This is a genomic window from Mycobacterium asiaticum (genome assembly GCF_001673365.1).
In the GTDB taxonomy this organism is placed as follows: domain Bacteria; phylum Actinomycetota; class Actinomycetes; order Mycobacteriales; family Mycobacteriaceae; genus Mycobacterium; species Mycobacterium asiaticum_A.
In genome coordinates, this window is record NZ_LZLS01000104.1 from 36,769 (window position 1) to 50,590 (window position 13,822).

13 protein-coding genes are annotated in these 13,822 nt (G+C 65.0%); 7 read left to right on the forward strand and 6 right to left on the reverse strand.

Annotated features, from left to right (window positions below):
• Window positions 1-21 precede the first annotated feature (21 nt).
• From fabG to A5634_RS12285, 5 genes are read left to right on the forward strand one after another with little or no spacing between them, the layout of a single operon-like run.
• Window positions 22-762: a 3-oxoacyl-ACP reductase FabG gene (fabG, locus tag A5634_RS12265; protein WP_065144318.1), complete on the forward strand. Its 741-nt coding sequence runs from the start codon at window positions 22-24 to the stop codon at window positions 760-762.
• Window positions 759-1,985 (forward strand): acetyl-CoA C-acetyltransferase, encoded by a 1,227-nt coding sequence (locus A5634_RS12270; protein WP_065144319.1) that lies wholly within the window; start codon window positions 759-761, stop codon window positions 1,983-1,985. Before fabG ends, A5634_RS12270 begins: the two co-directional genes overlap by 4 nt.
• Window positions 1,982-3,187, forward strand: coding sequence for a CoA transferase (locus tag A5634_RS12275; RefSeq protein WP_065144320.1), 1,206 nt, complete (start codon window positions 1,982-1,984; stop codon window positions 3,185-3,187). The genes A5634_RS12270 and A5634_RS12275 overlap by 4 nt, the downstream gene beginning before the upstream one ends.
• Window positions 3,187-4,380, forward strand: a complete 1,194-nt coding sequence (locus A5634_RS12280) for an acyl-CoA dehydrogenase family protein (RefSeq protein ID WP_065144321.1) — start codon at window positions 3,187-3,189, stop codon at window positions 4,378-4,380. The genes A5634_RS12275 and A5634_RS12280 overlap by 1 nt, the downstream gene beginning before the upstream one ends.
• 4 nt (window positions 4,381-4,384) lie before the next feature.
• Entirely contained in the window at window positions 4,385-5,065 is a 681-nt protein-coding gene (locus tag A5634_RS12285) for a GntR family transcriptional regulator (protein WP_065144322.1), read from the forward strand.
• A gap of 53 nt (window positions 5,066-5,118) precedes the next feature.
• Here A5634_RS12285 and A5634_RS12290 read toward each other — a convergent pair whose 3' ends face one another.
• Window positions 5,119-6,507 carry an NAD(P)/FAD-dependent oxidoreductase gene (locus A5634_RS12290; protein WP_065144323.1) on the reverse strand — a complete coding sequence of 463 codons (1,389 nt, stop codon included), beginning with the start codon at window positions 6,505-6,507 and terminating at the stop codon, window positions 5,119-5,121.
• 91 nt (window positions 6,508-6,598) lie between these two features.
• Between A5634_RS12290 and A5634_RS12295 the strand changes: the two genes are divergently transcribed.
• Both A5634_RS12295 and A5634_RS12300 read left to right on the forward strand, forming a co-directional pair.
• Complete coding sequence (locus A5634_RS12295) at window positions 6,599-7,288, forward strand: TetR/AcrR family transcriptional regulator (RefSeq protein ID WP_253861567.1); 690 nt, start codon at window positions 6,599-6,601, stop codon at window positions 7,286-7,288.
• Between the two features lie 51 nt (window positions 7,289-7,339).
• The gene (locus tag A5634_RS12300) at window positions 7,340-7,699 is read left to right on the forward strand and encodes a hypothetical protein (RefSeq protein ID WP_065144325.1); all 360 of its coding nucleotides are present in this window, start codon (window positions 7,340-7,342) and stop codon (window positions 7,697-7,699) included.
• Here the strand turns inward: A5634_RS12300 and A5634_RS12305 are convergent.
• Genes A5634_RS12305 through A5634_RS12325 form a run of 5 tightly spaced genes read right to left on the reverse strand, consistent with a single transcriptional unit; the run spans window position 7,696 to window position 13,801 of the window.
• Entirely contained in the window at window positions 7,696-9,162 is a 1,467-nt protein-coding gene (locus A5634_RS12305) for a long-chain fatty acid--CoA ligase (protein WP_253861569.1), read from the reverse strand. The two genes, A5634_RS12300 and A5634_RS12305, sit on opposite strands and share 4 nt — an antisense overlap.
• Before the next feature lie 56 nt (window positions 9,163-9,218).
• Entirely contained in the window at window positions 9,219-10,766 is a 1,548-nt protein-coding gene (locus A5634_RS12310) for a class I adenylate-forming enzyme family protein (RefSeq protein ID WP_065144327.1), read from the reverse strand.
• Window positions 10,756-12,219 (reverse strand): AMP-binding protein, encoded by a 1,464-nt coding sequence (locus A5634_RS12315; RefSeq protein WP_065144328.1) that lies wholly within the window; start codon window positions 12,217-12,219, stop codon window positions 10,756-10,758. The genes A5634_RS12310 and A5634_RS12315 overlap by 11 nt, the downstream gene beginning before the upstream one ends.
• Window positions 12,219-12,995 (reverse strand): enoyl-CoA hydratase/isomerase family protein, encoded by a 777-nt coding sequence (locus A5634_RS12320; RefSeq protein ID WP_065144359.1) that lies wholly within the window; start codon window positions 12,993-12,995, stop codon window positions 12,219-12,221. Before A5634_RS12320 ends, A5634_RS12315 begins: the two co-directional genes overlap by 1 nt.
• Window positions 12,995-13,801 carry an enoyl-CoA hydratase/isomerase family protein gene (locus tag A5634_RS12325; protein WP_065144329.1) on the reverse strand — a complete coding sequence of 269 codons (807 nt, stop codon included), beginning with the start codon at window positions 13,799-13,801 and terminating at the stop codon, window positions 12,995-12,997. The genes A5634_RS12320 and A5634_RS12325 overlap by 1 nt, the downstream gene beginning before the upstream one ends.
• Window positions 13,802-13,822 lie beyond the last annotated feature (21 nt).

A 13,822-nucleotide genomic window follows, 5' to 3' on the forward strand; every position in this document is an offset into this window, starting at 1 on the left:
ACAACTAGGGATGCGTGATACATGTCGTTGCTGAACGGTCAGACTGCGGTAATCACAGGTGCTGCACAAGGTCTCGGCTTCGCGATCGCGGAGCGCTTCGTTGCCGAGGGTGCGCGGGTGGTGCTTGGTGATGTGAATTTGGAAGCTACCGAGGCGGCGGCGCAGCAACTGGGCGGACAGGATGTAGCGATTGCCGCGCGTTGCGATGTGACGCAGGCTGCTGATGTCGAGGCTTTGATCCAGACCGCGATCGATCGGTTCGGTGCGCTGGACATCATGGTCAACAATGCCGGCATCACTCGCGACGCGACCATGCGCAAGATGACCGAGGAACAGTTCGATCAGGTTATCGACGTTCATTTGAAGGGAACCTGGAACGGCACCCGGTTGGCGGCCGCAGTCATGCGGGAAAACAAACGCGGCGCCATCATCAACATGTCCTCGGTGTCGGGCAAGGTCGGGATGATCGGCCAGACCAACTACTCGGCTGCCAAGGCCGGCATCGTCGGAATGACGAAAGCAGCCGCCAAAGAACTTGCCTACCTCGGGGTGCGGGTCAACGCGATCGCGCCGGGACTAATTCGTTCGGCCATGACAGAAGCCATGCCACAACGGATTTGGGACTCCAAGGTCGCCGAGGTTCCGATGGGTCGGGCCGGTGAGCCCAGCGAAGTGGCCAGCGTCGCGTTATTCCTGGCGTCAGATCTGTCGTCGTACATGACCGGCACGGTCATGGAAATCACCGGCGGTCGGCACCTATGACCGGCGGGGCTCGGCAAGAAGCCGTCATCTGCGAACCGCTCCGCACACCTATTGGCCGCTACGGCGGAATGTTCAAGTCGCAGAGCGCAGTTGATCTCGGCGTCGCGGCACTGCAGGGCTTGCTCGAGCGCACCGGCATCGCGCCGGATGCCGTGCAGGACGTCATCCTCGGCCACTGCTACCCCAGCAGTGAGGCGCCCGCAATCGGTCGCGTGGTCGCACTGGATGCCGGGCTGCCCGTGTCCGTCCCCGGCATGCAGGTCGACCGACGTTGCGGATCCGGCCTGCAGGCGGTAATCCAAGCGTGCCTGCAGGTGAGCACCGGCGACAACGACCTCGTGATCGCCGGCGGCTGCGAAAGCATGAGCAACGTCTCCTTCTATTCCACCGACATGCGTTGGGGCGGAGCGCGTTCGGGCATACGCGTCCACGACGGGTTGGCCCGTGGCCGTACCACCGCCGGCGGTCGCCACTATCCGGTACCGGGGGGAATGCTGGAAACCGCCGAAAACCTGCGCCGTCAGTACGACATTTCCCGCCAAGAGCAAGACGAACTCGCGGTGCGCTCACACCAGCGCGCGGTCGCCGCGCAAAAGGACGGCATCCTCGCCGCGGAGATAGTTCCGGTGACGGTGACCAGCCGCCACGGCGACGAAGTCCTCGACACCGACGAACACCCCCGCGCCGACACCACGGTGGAATCGCTGGGCAAGCTCAAACCCGTTCTGGCCAAGGATGACCCGGAGGCGACCGTGACCGCCGGCAATGCCAGTGGGCAGAACGACGCGGCATCCTTGTGCGTGGTCACTACACACGACAAGGCCGCCGAATACGGTCTGACCCCGTTGGTGCGCCTGGTGTCGTGGGGCCAAGCGGGGGTCGCGCCGGACATCATGGGCATCGGTCCGGTCCCGGCCACCGAGGTCGCGCTGGCCAAAGCCGGTCTGCGCCTAGCCGATATCGACCTCATCGAACTCAACGAGGCATTCGCCGCCCAAGCGCTCGCGGTGATGCGGGAATGGAATTTCGGTGCGGCCGACCACGACCGGACCAATGTGCACGGTTCGGGCATCTCCCTGGGTCATCCGGTCGGAGCGACCGGCGGCCGGATGCTGGCCACCCTCGCGCGCGAACTCAACCGTCGACAGGCGCGCTACGGATTGGAGACCATGTGCATCGGCGGAGGCCAAGGGTTGGCGGCGGTCTTCGAGCGGGTCACGTGACGAGCCCAGGGTTGCCGCTTGCCGGCATCACCGTCGTCGAGGTCTCCAGCTTCGTCGCCGCGCCGTTGTGCGGAATGACACTGAGTCAGCTTGGCGCGCAAGTGATCCGCGTTGACCCAATCGGTGGGGGTGCCGACACGCAGCGCTGGCCATTGGCCGCCGACGGGACCTCGATCTATTGGACCGGACTGAACAAGGGGAAGCGTTCGGCCACCATCGATTTGCGTTCACCGGAAGGCCAGGAGCTGGTACAGCGGCTGATCGTGGCAGGTGACGGCATCGTGGTCACCAACGCCGCCGGGATGAATTGGCTTGGGCACCAGGCTTTGGCGGCCAAGCGCCCCGATGTCATCCACGTCCAACTGCTCGGACGTGGCGACGGATCCACCGGGGTGGACTACACGGTGAACGCGGCGATCGGATACCCCCTCGTGACCGGTCCGGCCGAGCACGCGGGCCCGATCAACCACGTGCTGCCGGCCTGGGACGTCAGCTGTGGTCTGTATGCCGCGCTGTCCGTCGTCGCCGCCCTCCACCGTCGCGAACAGTCCGGGGCCGGGGCGCGCATCAGCATCGCGCTAGAAGACGTCGCGTTGGCCACGGCGGGCAATCTTGGATTGCTCACCGAGCCTCAGGTGATCGGGACGCAACGCGAACGGTTGGGCAACTCCGTCTACGGCCAGTACGGACAGGACTTCGTCGGCCGAGACGGGTCCAGGTTCATGGTCGTGCTGCTGACCAGACGCCATCTTCGTGACCTGGTCGACATCACCGGCACCGGGGCCGCCGTGACGGCACTGGCCGAGGCGCTTGGGGTCGATTTCGGGTCCGAGGGCGATCGCTACCGGTACCGCGACGTGCTGTCCGGGCTATTCGGCACTTGGTTCGCCGATCACAACGGCGACGAAATCACCGCCGCGTTGTCGGGCACCTCGGTGCTGTGGGAGCGGTACCGCACCTTCGCCGAAGTCGCCGCTGGCCCCAAAGTGACTGAGAATCCATTGTTTTCCCGGCTGCACCAGCCGGGTGTCGGCGACTACCTGGCCCCGGCCATGCCGGCCGCGTTCGACGGCGTCCACCCAGCCGCGACCGCCGCGCCCGGATTGGGAGCTGACACTGCCGATCTGCTGGCCGAGTACCTGGGTTTGACCGAAGACGACATCGCGCGTTTAACGACCGCGAGGACGATAGGAACCAGCTGATGACCAGACTCGCCCAGACGCTCGGCCTTTCCGAGATTCAGACCGAGATCGTCACCACCGTAAGGCAATTCGTCGACAAAGAGATCATTCCAACCGCGCCGGAACTCGAACGCACCGACACCTACCCGCAGGCCATCGTCGACGGCTTGCGCGACATGGGCCTGTTCGGCCTGATGATCCCCGAGGAGTACGGCGGGCTCGGCGAGTCGCTGCTGACCTACGCGCTGTGCGTCGAGGAACTCGCGCGCGGCTGGATGAGCGTGTCCGGCGTGCTCAACACCCACTTCATCGTGGCCTACATGCTGCGCCAGCACGGTACCGACGAGCAGAAGCAACGGTTCCTGCCGCGGATGGCTGTCGGCGAGACACGAGGCGCATTCTCGATGTCCGAACCGGAATTGGGCTCTGACGTTGCGGCAATTCGTACTCGGGCGACCCGCAACGACGACGGCACCTACACCATTGACGGACAGAAGATGTGGCTCACCAACGGTGGCAGCTCCACGCTGGTGGCCGTGCTGGTGCGCACCGACGAGGGCGCCGACAAACCCCACCGCAATCTGACCGCGTTCTTGGTCGAGAAGCCAACCGGATTTGGTGAAGTGCTTCCCGGTCTGATCATTCCGGGCAAGATCGACAAGCTCGGCTACAAGGGCATCGACACCACCGAACTCATCTTCGACGGCTACGGCGCCAGCGCCGATGACATCCTGGGCGGCCGGCCCGGTCAAGGCTTCTTTCAAATGATGGACGGCATCGAGGTTGGTCGGGTCAACGTATCGGCGCGAGCATGCGGGATCGGGATTCGGGCTTTCGAGCTCGCGGTGCGCTACGCCCAGCAACGTCAGACCTTCGGCAAGCCGATCGCCGAGCACCAGGCCGTCGCGTTCCAGTTGGCTGAAATGGCCACCAAAGTCGAAGCGGCACATCTGATGATGGTCAATGCTGCGCGATTGAAGGATTCCGGCGAGCGCAATGATGTGGCCGCGGGCATGGCGAAATACCTTGCCAGTGAGTTCTGTTCGGAGGTGACCCAGCAGAGCTTCCGGATCCACGGCGGTTATGGCTACTCCAAGGAGTACGAGATCGAACGGCTCATGCGGGACGCGCCGTTCCTGCTCATCGGTGAGGGCACCAGCGAGATTCAAAAGCAGATCATCAGCAAACGGCTGCTCGACGAGTACCGGGCGTGACGCAATGGGAGTCCCGGATTTCGGTGCGCGGCCGCAGCTTTCGGAAGATGTCGCCGGCGTGATCCGTCAGCGGATCTTCGAGGGCACGTATGCATCCGGACAGTATGTCCGGCTCGATCAGCTGGCCGTGGAGTTGGGGATAAGCGTCACGCCGGTGCGGGAGGCGTTGTTTGCGCTACGTGCCGAAGGTCTGGTCGCGCAGCAGCCGCGGAGGGGATTCGTGGTGTTGCCGTTGACCCAGCGTGATCTTGCCGATGTGGCTAACGTGCAGGCGCACGTCGGCGGCAAGCTCGCGGGGCGGGCCGCCCTGCACATCACCGACGAGCAGTTGCGCGATCTCAACGAAATCCAGGTGCGGCTCGAGGCGGCCTACGATGCCGGTGACGACGAAGAGAAAGTGCGACTCAATCACGAGTTCCACCGAGCCATCAATATCGCTGCGGACTCGCCGAAGTTGGCTCAGCTGATGTCGCAGATCACCCGCTATGCACCCCAATCGGTGTTCCCGATGATCGAGCACTGGCCGGACCAGGCCGTCAAGGACCATCGGCGGGTGCTGTCCGCACTCGGGGATCACGACGAGGCCGCGGCGCGCGCGGCGATGTCCGAACACCTTGCCGCCAGCGCAATTCCGTTGATCGACCACCTCATCGAACGTGGCGTGGTGGTGCAAGCGCAGGGGTAGTCCTGCCCGGCTTAGCGAGTATGCACAGCGGTACGGTGACGCGCCGCTCAGGCTCAAGTGGTCGCTGGCAATGTCTGCACGCTCGTGCCCCGGACGGCTGAGGCGGCCCGGCGGCGGGCGAACAGTCGCTGCTCGATCATGCGGTCCACTTCTCGCCGCACGTCGCGACGCACGGTTCGCCACAGCTCAGTGCGCGACACCTTCGGGTCGCGCACTGCCGCCGCCACCCACCGGACCAGTCGGCCCGCCGTGAAGACATCGGTCGGTAAGCGGTTGCGGGAGAAGACATCCAGTAGCTCGGTAGCCCCGTCGGGTCGCCGCGCGAACCAGCGGTAGGCCGCATCCTCGATCGGGGATAGCGTGTCGCTGCGGCCGAGCAGGTTGGCCCACTGGTACATCGGCAGGCATTGCTCGTCGCGGTCGTGCTCCCAGGCAACCAGTGCCGCATCGAGCCCGCGCGGATTGTCGAGATGGGCTGCCGTCGCCTCGCCCAGCAACCTTCCGAAGCGCAGGGCGTCCCGAATACCCTGGGCCGTCACCGGATCTTTGAAGTGGCCCGCGTCGCCGGCCAGCGCCCACCCGGGTCCCTGTGAGTGTCGGAAGTACGACGGGTGGGAATGCGACACCCGGATCTTGCCGACTCGATTACACTCGCTCAGTCGGTCTGAGAAGGGGGGAACCCGTCGAATCGCATCGGTGAATGCGGCTTCGGAATCGTGCCGGAACTCATCACCGCGGTACACCGGTGGCATCAGCAGCGCCACCAATTGCCCACCGTCGCAAGGGAACACAGTGGCCAGGTCGTCGCCGTAGCGCCATTGCATGGCCAGCTCGCGCAGATCGTCGCGGGTGTCCTCGTAATAGGCGTAGGCCATCATGCGTTGGTTGTCCCAACGGTGGTGTTCGCCGGCAGCGACCAAGCGCGCCACGGTGGAGCGCCTACCGTCCGCTCCCACCACCAACTTGGCGCTGATCGTGCCTTCAGAACCCTCAGAGGCTCCCCTTCGTCCCCGGTAACCTACCCCGGTGACCCGACCGTTCGAGTCACGCAGCAGATCAGTCACCCGAATGCGTTCTCGCACTTGCGCTCCGGCCGCGCGCGCGGTCTGAACCAGCGCGAGATCCAACCCGGGCCGCCGCACACAGCTACCGGCGGCGTTGCGTTGCCGGGGATCGAATCTGCCGACCACTTCGACGCCAGGTGCGGCCAGTCCGGCGCGAGTATGCATCGGTGCTCCGAGTTGCAGCACCCGGTCGCGGGCGCCCAGCAGTTCCAACTCGGCCCAGTGGTGCGGGAAGAACAGGTGGGTGGACAGGGTGTCCGAGGGAAAACTCGTGCCGTCGAGCGCGATGACGCTGCGGCCGCGCTGTGCGAAGGCGATTGCGGCGGCGCTACCCGCGCAACGACTTCCGACAATGACGACGTCCGCACATTCGCCCATAGCAGAGAGGATGCCAGTTGAAGGGCTGTTTTGGAAGGGCATTCAGTTTATGAATTGACTTCTAATTGGCCTCCAGGCTTATCCTGTGCCCGTGTCAGTTGGCCACGCTCGAGCCGAACGCAGACGCGCGCGGACCCGGACGATGATCCTGGATGCCGCCGAGGTGGTCTTCAGTCGCGAAGGCTACGACGCAGCGCGTATCGAGGAGATCGCCGCAGCGGCCGACGTGTCGGTCGGCTCGATCTACACCCATTTCGACGGCAAGCGGGGTGTGTATCTACACCTCGTCGATCGGTCCCTTGAGTTGTTCGCCGACTACATGACGCGGAGCGAGGATCCGGCGTTGACGGCTTTGCAGCGGGTCCTCGCCGGCGGCGACGCCTACCTACGGTTCCATCTCGAGCGCCCGGGCGCGTTCCACTTCTTGGCTTACCGAAACCCCGGTACCACACCACTTTCCGGTGACGAGGGACCCGAGGCGAAGATCCGCGACCGGGTCGGTGAATTGCTGGCGCGGTTCGCCGCGCAGATCGACGACGCGATTACCGCGGGGGAGGCACGTGCCGTCGATTCGATGCGCCTGACCCGGTATCTGTGGGGTGCGTGGAACGGAGTGATCGCGCTTCGCCTGCAGCCCGAGGGGCTGGCGTTGACGGAGGCTGAGATCGCCGAGACGCTGGAACTGGCCCGCTGGTTGCTTCGGGAGGGACTGGCCAGCCCGGCATTGCGCGATGACAACGGTGAAGTCGGCGACCGCGTTCCGCTACCGCGAATCACATGAGGTGAAGGTGATCTGTTGGTAGTCCGGCGCCGCTGGGCATACGCTGCAAAAATGCAGTCCACCCGTACGATCGCCGTGATGGTTGCGTGCGTGTCCACGATCGCTCTGGCGCCGCCTGCCGCGGCCGACCCGCTGGACCCGATCCCAGGCAACGGTGTGTTCGTGGTGGGGCCTGATGTTGCACCCGGCCTCTACCGCACCGCCGGGTCGGCGTCGACCTTCGGAGTGTGGATCAACAACGTGCCGACCCAGGACTCGATGTGCGCATGGTTCACCTACAGCACTCCGGACGCGAACAAAGAGCATGTGCTGCAGACCAATATCTCCGTCGGCCCGATGTTCGCGAACATCAACACGTCGGTGAAAGCTTTCGAGTCGCAGAACTGTCAACCGTGGACGCGCGTCCCCTAGGGGTCGGCTCGGCTCAACAGCATCTCGCGCAATCGCGCGATGTCCACCTTTCCGGTGCCGCCGCGTGGGACGTCGTCATCGGAGGCCAACAAAACCCACGCGGTCGGCACCTTGAACGAGCTGAGTAATTGCCTTGCCGCCGAACGTAACTGACTCACGGTCAGGCCGCGGCACACCACAGCCGCACCCACCCGCCCGCCGGTAGCGGCGGACAGGTTGGTGACGAAGGCGTTGTCCACACCGTCGATGCTGCGCAGTGCCTTTTCGACCTCACTCGGATAGACGGTGGCGCCACTGACTTTGAACATGTCGTCGCAGCGGCCGTGGTAGAACAGGAAGCCGTCGGCGTCGAGGCGCCCGAGGTCGCCGGTGGGATAGAACCCGTCGGCAGTGAACAACTCGTCGCGACTGCGGCGGCAGATTCCGCGTAGTGTGTGCGGGCCCCGAAGCTGGATCATGCCGATCGTTTCGGCGGGGACGGGCTCGCCGCTATCCGGATCGACGATGCGAACTTCCATGCCGGGAAAGGGTTTTCCGCAGCTGCCCCAGGCCGACCGGGGGAGGTCGGTGTCGGCGGTGTAGCCGCTGTAGGGGCCGAAAGCCTCGGTCATGCCGAATAGTGTTGCCCGTGCGCCCTTGGCCGCACGCTGCTCGACGGGCAGTAGCGCTTCCAGGCTGCCCGGGCGTAACGCGGACAGGTCGGTCCGTATCCGGTCGGGATGCCGCGCCAACGCTTCTGCCTGGTCCGGCCAGCCTCGGAACAGCGTCACGCGCTCCCGTTGCAGTAAGCGCAGGGTCGTATCGGGTTGCGGCCGTTCCTCGGTCACCAGGGTGGCCCCCGCGAGAAGGGCCGACAGGATGCCGCTGCCGAATCCACCGACCCAGAAGAACGGCATGGGCAGATACAACCGAGTGTCGGAGGTGATGCACCGGGCTGCCAGGCCCGATTCCACTGCTCCCAGCGCGCTTCCGTGCGAGTGCATGACGCCCTTGGGTGGGCCACTGCTTCCCGAGGTGAACATGATGACGAGCGGGTCCGCGGCGGTGACCGTCGTGGTTAGGGCATCGGCGACGCGTCGCGCCGGTTCGAGAGCAGTGGGCTGCGCGAATCGGTCTATCGGCCAGATATGTTGCAGGGCAGGAAGTTCAATCGGAGACGCCGACCGGGCTGCGTCGAGGTAGCGATTGCCACGGAACTCTTCGACACCGACCAGGAACTGCACCGACGCCATGCGCAGTTGCGCGACGAGTTCGCCGGGCCGTAGCAGGGTGCTCAGCGGAACCAGTACGGCGCCGATGCGGGTCAGCGCGATCGCGATCTGCACCCAGCGCGAGCAGTTGGGCATGACCAGTGCAACCCGGGTGCCCTTGCGCACCCCTTGGGCAAGGAATGCCGCGGCCAAAGCGGCGGTGCTCGCATCGAGTTCGGCATAGCTGACCCGCGCACCCGGGTCGATCACCATGGGCTTGGCACCATGCCGGGCGGCTTGCGATCGCACCAGTGAATCGACGGTGTCGGTCACGAGAACAACTTCTTCAGTCGTGCGGTGTCGACTTTCCCGCTGGACAGCAGCGGAATGTCGGAGCGAGGCACGGCGACGAAACGCCTGGGGACCTTATACGCCGACAGATCGGCTTTGAGGCGCTCGCGCAGCGTCGCTTCGTCGAACTCGACAGAGCCCTCCGCCGAAACGATGACCGCAGCCACGAGTTGGCCGCGATCCGCGTCGGGCAACCCGAACACGTGCGCGGTGAAACCGAGGGCACCTATTGCCTTTTCGACTTCGGCGGCAGAGACATTCGCCCCTGCGGTCTTGATCATGCCGGACCGCCGGCCCACGAAATAGAAGAACCCGTCATCGTCGGCGCGCACCAGATCTTCTGTGTGGAACCAGCCATCGGCGTCGAAGCACGTCTCCGGGCTGCGCTTGTAGTACCCCTGCATCACATACGGCCCGCGGATGCACAGTTCGCCTACCGTGCCGCCTTGGACGGGTGCGCCGGTAGCGGGGTCGACGATCATCGTCTCGAAGCCCGGCGCCGGCTTGCCGTACGAGCCGCGCCGGTGCTCGGGTTGGTCGGATTCGTCGCCGCTGATCAACAACACGCTGCCGGCCTCGGTCATCCCCAGCATGTTGTGCCGCAGTTCCGGGTCGGCCGGCCGGGTATCGGGCGCCATGATCGGGTAGAGGTTGCCGCGCCGCAGGGAGGACAGGTCGCGACGCGGGTAGCTCGGGTGTTCAGCCAAGTGCGCGATGCCTGCCACGAATCCGTTGGTAATGGTGGGCTTTTCGGCTTCGATCAGATCGAGGACCGCGCCTGCATCCGTGGCGTTGGAGCAGACCAGTGTCGACCCCGCAACCAAGGTGGCCAGCAGCCCGAATGCCAACCCGCCGATCCAGAAGAACGGCGAGTTGCAGAACAATCTGTCCTGGGCGCTCAGGCCGCGAATCGCATTGAGATTGCGTTGGTGCTCGAGCAGTGCGGAGTGGGTGTGCACCACCCCCTTGGGGGCGCTGGTCGAGCCTGACGTGTACACAATCGTCATCACGTCAGATCCGTCGACATCGTCTTCCATCGCCCGCAGCAACTCGAACGCGGCGCCGGGTCCGGGCCGCGGGTCGATCCGGACGTGCCGAAGTTGCGGAACGGTAGGACAGAACAATTGGCCCGATAAGTCGATGTCGCCGAGCAGTTCGGTCAATTGCCGCGCATAGTCGTGCGAGCGAAAGGAACTCGCGCTCAACAGGACCGACACGTCACTGTGTACCAGCTGCTGATGCAGTTCGCGCGTGGTTGCGAAGGTGGAGAACGGCACCACCACAGCGCCGATGCGCACGGCCGCCAGCATGGCGACGACGAAGTCGGAACCGTTGGGGTGCAGCACCCCCACGTGTGTGCCCTTGCCGACGCCGAGCGTGATCAGCTCGCGCGCCAGTTCCGCCGACCGCCGGTCGGTGTCGGAGTAGCTGAGCCGCTCCCCGTCGCAGACGAGCAGCGGGTGATCGGCACGCGAGTCGGCCTGATGCCGAAGCAACCGGGCGATTGTTGCGAACTCACCGGGCATGGTCGGCCGCGAAATAGCCTTTGACGGCACCCAGATCAGCCTTGCCGGACGGGGTACGGGGGATGGCGGCTACGATGGCGATCTCGGTAGGAATCTCGTAGCGGGCCAGCCGGTTTCGCAAGTACTCGACCAGTTCGTCGACTGATGCGGACCCCCGCAGCTCCACCATCGCCACCGGTGTCTCGCCGAGCCGCTCGTCGCGGCGTCCGATCACGGCCGCACCGGCGACGGCAGGGTGGCTCTCCAGCGCGTCGCGAACATCGTCGGGCATCACCTTGAACCCGCCGCGGATGATCGCCTGATCGGCCCGACCGACTATCCAGACAAACCCGTCGGAGTCGATGCGCGCCATGTCGGTGGTACGCATCCATGGGGCCGACGGTCCTAGCTGTCCCGGCTTGACTTCCAACTGTCCCACCTGGTCTGCCGGCACGGGCGCACCGCCGTCGTCGACCACCCGCAGTTGTGCGCCGGCGTTGGCGCGGCCCACGCTGCCCCGCTTGACGCTCCAGTGGCGCTCGTGGTCGGCGAGCGTCCAGCCGGCAACCCCGCCCCCGAATTCGGTTGCCGCGTAGGAAGTGAGGACGGGAATTCCGTACTTGTCGGTAAACGCATCGGCATCGTCGGCGGACAACGGGGCGGTCCCGCAGGTGACGGCCCGGATGCCGGACAGGTCGTCGCGGGTCAGGTCCGAGTGCAACACCGTGCGTAGTGCGGCCGGAACCAGCGACACCGTGCGTGGCCGGTGCCTGCGCACCGCCGCAGCCCAGGCTTGGAGCTCGAATCGCTCCAGCAGGACGAAAGGCCTTGCCTCCGCGATGCATTGCAGCACTCGGAATACACCGCCGATATGCACCAGAGGTGAGTTAACGATGGCCACCCCGCGACGCACCTCGGCAGGCGTGGCGGCGGTGCGGTAGTCGCGGCCCATCACGCTGTAGGCCAGCATGTCGTAATGCAGGTCGATGCGCTTCGGCGGGCCGGTGGTGCCACTGGTGAGCATTCGGACTGCCACATCCGAACAGCCACTCGAAACAGTCGGTGCTTGGGCAGGCCGATCGAAGAGCCCGGATATCGAAACCGTCTCCGCCCCAGCCGTATTGGCGGCCAGAATCGCCAGGTCCTCGGATTCCCCGATGATCAACGGCAACCGCAGCGCCTCGATATCGGCGCGGGTGCGTTCGTCGCCGCGAGAGGGATTGACGGTGACCACCGTCCCGCCACTCAGCAGCACACCGAGAAAGGCTGCCACATGCGCGGGCTTGTTACGCAACAGCATCCCGACGTCGCCGCACTGCGCCAGTGCCGCTATCTGCCAGGCCGCAGCGCCGAGCTGTCCCCACGACAACCACCGGCCCCCGTATACGTCGTATTCGGGGTATTCGAGGGCCGGCGAATCCGGTTGCAGATCCAATACATCGGCAATGCGCCGGGTGAGCGGGTGAACGGGCACTAGCGGATCTGCGGCTTCCGCTTGTCGGGGGGCTGGGCGTCTAGTTCGGCTCGCCCGATCGGGTTGCCCAGCCGCGTGTAGATGAGACCCTGCTCCATAGCCACGCGGTAGGGCTTGTCCAGCGACTCCCAGATTGCCTTGACGGTGCCCTGGGTTGCCGACGGCGGCTTGGCCGCAATCGTCGCGGCCAGCTCGTGCGCACGTGTCCACAATCGGTCCGTATCAACCACCTCTGAGACCAACCCGATGCGCAGGGCGGTGTCAGCGCTGATCCTCTCGTCGTTGCCCATCAGTGCCATCCGCAACGTCTCGCCCAGCCCTACCCGCCGCATCAACCCGATCGGCTCCAGCGCGCATACCAGACCCGCCGAAACATGCGAGTCGAAAAACGTTGCGTCCGTTGAGCAGATGACCACATCGGCTTCGTTCACGAAATAGAATGCGCCCCCAGTGCACATGCCCTGAACCGCGCACACCACGGGCTTCCACATTTTCTGCCACTTGGGGCTGAGGAATTCACCGGGATCCTCATGGTTCCAGATGTTTTCGGGTTGACCGTATGGCGTCTTGACGTCGAGGCCGGCACTGAACGCGCGCGTGCCGGCGGCCCGCAGTACCACCGCGTGCACAGCATCGTCGAGTTTGACGGTGCGCCACGCTTCGGCCATCTCCATGCACATGGTGCGATTGAACGCGTTGAGCTGTGCGGGCCGATTCAGCGTGATGGTTGCGACATGGTCGGCGGCATCGATGTCAAGCAGGATGGTTTCGAACATCACCGGCACTGCCAATTCGGCTTGCGCTTCTCGACGAAAGCTCGTGGGCCTTCCTGGGCATCCTCGGTGCGTAACACCCGCTCCCGAAAGGTTTCGGCGAGGATCTCGGCCTCGTGCAGCGGCACATTGAAGCCTTTGAGTATTGCCAGTCTGGTTCCCCGGACCGCCAGCGGCGCATTGGAGTTGACGATATCGGCGATCTCGCGAGCGCGGTCCAGCAGCCGCTCGTGGGCGACGACTTCGCTGACCAAACCGAGCTCGTAGGCGCGCTGGGCATCCATCCGTTCGTGCTTGCCCATCAACGCCATCCGTAGCGCAATCGAGCGGGGTAGCACCCGCGACACCCGCACCAGCTCCCGCCCGGCCACCAGTCCGATGCTGACATGCGGATCGAAAAACGTTGCCTGCTCGGAGGCGATGACGATATCGGATGTCGTGACCCAGTCCATGCCCGCACCGCAGCACAAACCGTTCACCGCGGTAATGACGGGCTTGGCCATGGTGCGAAACGGCGGTGTGCCTTCCTGCGGCGCCTCCCACTGGTCGTAAGTCGACAGGTAGGGCCGTTCGTAAATCACCTTGCCGTCTTCGGGAATGGCCTTGACGTCGGCCCCGGTGCAAAACGCACGACCCGTTCCGGTGACGACGGTCAACCACACCTGGTCATCGTCCTCGGCCTCGGTGTAGGCCGCTCGGAGCTCGGTGACCATGTGTGGGCTGAGTGCGTTCAGCGCTTCCGGACGGTTCAGGGTGATCGTGGCGGTGTGCCCGTCGACCTCATAACTGATGGTGTCAAACGTCGGCATCGATGCGTCCCTTCTCGGCCG

Bases quoted from the DNA above. Each gene is read 5' to 3' on its own strand.
- fabG (WP_065144318.1), top strand. From the start codon at position 22: ATGTCGTTGCTGAACGGTCAGACTGCGGTAATCACAGGTGCTGCACAA.
- A5634_RS12270 (WP_065144319.1), top strand. From the start codon at position 759: ATGACCGGCGGGGCTCGGCAAGAAGCCGTCATCTGCGAACCGCTCCGC.
- A5634_RS12280 (WP_065144321.1), top strand. From the start codon at position 3,187: ATGACCAGACTCGCCCAGACGCTCGGCCTTTCCGAGATTCAGACCGAG.
- A5634_RS12285 (WP_065144322.1), top strand. From the start codon at position 4,385: ATGGGAGTCCCGGATTTCGGTGCGCGGCCGCAGCTTTCGGAAGATGTC.
- A5634_RS12290 (WP_065144323.1), bottom strand. From the start codon at position 6,507: ATGGGCGAATGTGCGGACGTCGTCATTGTCGGAAGTCGTTGCGCGGGT.
- A5634_RS12300 (WP_065144325.1), top strand. From the start codon at position 7,340: ATGCAGTCCACCCGTACGATCGCCGTGATGGTTGCGTGCGTGTCCACG.
- A5634_RS12305 (WP_253861569.1), bottom strand. From the start codon at position 9,162: ATGGTGATCGACCCGGGTGCGCGGGTCAGCTATGCCGAACTCGATGCG.
- A5634_RS12310 (WP_065144327.1), bottom strand. From the start codon at position 10,766: ATGCCCGGTGAGTTCGCAACAATCGCCCGGTTGCTTCGGCATCAGGCC.
- A5634_RS12320 (WP_065144359.1), bottom strand. From the start codon at position 12,995: ATGTTCGAAACCATCCTGCTTGACATCGATGCCGCCGACCATGTCGCA.
- A5634_RS12325 (WP_065144329.1), bottom strand. From the start codon at position 13,801: ATGCCGACGTTTGACACCATCAGTTATGAGGTCGACGGGCACACCGCC.